Raw genomic sequence first — 3,581 nt, forward strand, 5'->3', positions numbered from 1 at the left:
AAATGTATGACTTTTGTTCCAGTAAGCCATTAAATTGGTAACGAAGTAACGATCAGACGTGATTGCTGATCGCTTAAAGGCCATGCCGGCCTTGCTTTTTCTGGATCAAATCAAGCGCGAAAAGGGCGTTTGGTGAATGCCTTGGCAGTAAGAGGCGATGAAAGACGTGATACTCTGCGATAAGCCATGAGGAGCTGAGAATAAGCTTTGATCCATGGATCTCTGAATGGGGCAACCCACCTGATACTTTGTTATTACTACTCGCAAGGGTGGCTAATAGCATGGTAAACCAGGTATTTTTAGACTGAATACATAGGTTTAAAAAAGCAAACCCGGGGAACTGAAACATCTAAGTACCCGGAGGAAAGGAAATCAATAGATACTCCCATAGTAGCGGCGAGCGAAATGGGACCAGCCGAGCCATGATTGTGAATAGAATGCGTTGGGAAACGCAACCATAGTGGGTGACAGTCCCGTATATGAAGCATGATTGGACGTATTAAGTAGGGCGGAACACGTGAAATTCTGTCTGAACATCGGAGGACCACCTTCGAAGGCTAAGTACTCCTTACTGACCGATAGTGAACCAGTACCGTGAGGGAAAGGTGAAAAGCACCCCGACGAGGGGAGTGAAACAGTACCTGAAACCGAACGCCTACAATCAGTTGGAGGCTCCTTGAGAGCTGACAGCGTACCTTTTGTATAATGGGTCATCGACTTGGTCTATCTAGCAAGCTTAAGCCGTTAGGTGTAGGCGCAGCGAAAGCGAGTCTTAATAGGGCGAATGAGTTAGGTGGATCAGACCCGAAACCGAGTGATCTAGGCATGACCAGGATGAAGGTACAGTAACATGTACTGGAGGTCCGAACCCACACCTGTTGAAAAAGGTCGGGATGAGTTGTGCCTAGGGGTGAAAGGCCAATCAAACTCGGAGATAGCTGGTTCTCTGCGAAATCTATTTAGGTAGAGCGTCATCCGAATACCCCGGGGGGTAGAGCACTGGATGGGTAATGGGACCCTACAGGTTTACTGATCCTAACCAAACTCCGAATACCCGGGAGTACTAGATGGCAGACACACTGCGGATGCTAACGTCCGTAGTGGAGAGGGAAACAACCCTAACCTACAGCTAAGGCCCCTAATTCATGGCTAAGTGGGAAAGCAGGTGGGACGACCAAAACAACCAGGAAGTTGGCTTAGAAGCAGCCATCTTTTAAAGATAGCGTAACAGCTCACTGGTCTAAATAAGTTGTCCTGCGGCGAAGATGTAACGGGGCTCAAGCCATGAGCCGAAGCTTAGGATGCACATAGTGCATGGTAGCAGAGCGTAGTGTGAAATAATTCCATGCGTCCTTATCACCGTTCGCGGTGAATTGGACGCAAGGAATTTTCGATGAAGCCGGCCTGTGAGGGATCCGGTGGAGAGATCACTAGTGAGAATGATGACATGAGTAGCGACAAACAGGGTGAGAGACCCTGTCGCCGAAAGTCCAAGGGTTCCTGCTTAAAGTTAATCTGAGCAGGGTAAGCCGACCCCTAAGGCGAGGCCGAAAGGCGTAGTCGATGGGAACCACGTTAATATTCGTGGGCCAGATGGTAGTGACGGATCTCGAGGGTAGTTCATCCTTATTGGATTGAATGGGCTGCTTAGAGGTTCCAGGAAATAGCTCCATCATTAGATCGTACCCTAAACCGACACAGGTGGACTGGTAGAGAATACCAAGGCGCTTGAGAGAACGATGTTGAAGGAACTCGGCAAAATACCTCCGTAAGTTCGCGAGAAGGAGGCCCAGTTTCTACGCAAGTATTGACTGGGGGCACAAACCAGGGGGTGGCGACTGTTTACTAAAAACACAGGGCTCTGCGAAGTCGCAAGACGACGTATAGGGTCTGACGCCTGCCCGGTGCCTGAAGGTTAAAAGGAGGAGTGCAAGCTCCGAATTGAAGCCCAGGTAAACGGCGGCCGTAACTATAACGGTCCTAAGGTAGCGAAATTCCTTGTCGGGTAAGTTCCGACCTGCACGAATGGCGTAACGACTTCCCCGCTGTCTCCAACATCGACTCAGCGAAATTGAATTACCTGTCAAGATGCAGGTTTCCCGCGGTTAGACGGAAAGACCCCGTGCACCTTTACTACAGCTTCGCATTGGTATTAGGACGAACATGTGCAGAATAGGTGGTAGGCTTTGAAGCAGTGACGCTAGTCATTGTGGAGCCTCCTTTGAGATACCACCCTTGTTCTTCTTGATATCTAACCGCGGTCCGTTATCCGGATCCGGGACCCTGCGTGGTGGGTAGTTTGACTGGGGCGGTCGCCTCCTAAATAGTAACGGAGGCGCGCGAAGGTTGGCTCAGACCGGTCGGAAATCGGTCGTTGAGTGCAATGGCAGAAGCCAGCCTGACTGCGAGACTGACAAGTCGAGCAGAGACGAAAGTCGGTCATAGTGATCCGGTGGTCCCGAGTGGAAGGGCCATCGCTCAACGGATAAAAGGTACGCCGGGGATAACAGGCTGATACTGCCCAAGAGTCCATATCGACGGCAGTGTTTGGCACCTCGATGTCGGCTCATCTCATCCTGGGGCTGGAGCAGGTCCCAAGGGTATGGCTGTTCGCCATTTAAAGAGGTACGTGAGCTGGGTTTAGAACGTCGTGAGACAGTTCGGTCCCTATCTTCCGTGGGTGTAGGATATTTGAGAGGAGTTGCCCCTAGTACGAGAGGACCGGGGTGAACGTTCCACTGGTGGATCAGTTGTCGTGCCAACGGCAGTGCTGAGTAGCTATGAACGGACAGGATAACCGCTGAAGGCATCTAAGCGGGAAGCCCCCCTCAAAACAAGATATCCCTGAGGACCGAGGTAGACTACCTCGTCGATAGGCCAGAGATGTAAGCGCAGCAATGCGTTCAGTTGACTGGTACTAATGGTCCGATAGGCTTGATTTGATCCAGTAGAAGCAAGGCATCCGCCTTCTCTGCGGACAATGAAAGTCACACATTACACACACAATACAGTTCAGCGTACGCTGACTTGGACAACAACACCGTTGATTATCGCATTCTTTTCTTGGTTTGGTGGTCATAGCATGAGTGAAACACCTGGCTCCATTCCGAACCCAGCCGTTAAGCACCATTGCGCTGATGGTACTGCGTCTTAAGACGTGGGAGAGTAAGTCACTGCCAAACCTAGTAAAGAATGCATATTATCTCTCTTCGATGATCATGCGATACACAGCCTTACATCACTACAAAGGCTTAAGCGTCGCGGGATGGAGCAGCCCGGTAGCTCGTCAGGCTCATAACCTGAAGGTCGTAGGTTCAAATCCTACTCCCGCAACCAACACTAATTCACCAGCATTATCAAAGGCTTGAGTTTCCGCACTCAGGCCCTTTCTGCGTGTTACGCCCAAAGCAAGCGTTAGAAGACCCGACAAAGCGCCCTCAAGGAGGATGTCCAGTTTACCTGTCTCAGGGGACGGCTGCAGGACGATGCGGTCAACAAGGCCACGCAACGCTTCCTGCGCTTCTTGCATCTCTCCTGCTTTGCTCAAGCCTGAAATCAATGACCGGACACGTGTCTGATAC

General features: G+C 50.8%; 1 tRNA gene and 2 rRNA genes. All 3 read left to right on the plus strand.

The window, feature by feature from the left end:
* Positions 1 to 108 precede the first annotated feature (108 nt).
* A 23S ribosomal RNA gene (locus tag KO486_RS05360) occupies positions 109 to 2,942 on the plus strand.
* A 125-nt stretch (positions 2,943 to 3,067) separates the two neighbouring features.
* Positions 3,068 to 3,182: ribosomal RNA gene (gene rrf, locus KO486_RS05365) — 5S ribosomal RNA — on the plus strand.
* A 77-nt stretch (positions 3,183 to 3,259) separates the two neighbouring features.
* A tRNA-Met gene (locus KO486_RS05370) sits at positions 3,260 to 3,336 on the plus strand.
* Positions 3,337 to 3,581: the final 245 nt, after the last annotated feature.

The sequence above is a fragment of the Octadecabacter sp. B2R22 genome (assembly GCF_018861045.1).
Lineage (GTDB): Bacteria > Pseudomonadota > Alphaproteobacteria > Rhodobacterales > Rhodobacteraceae > Octadecabacter.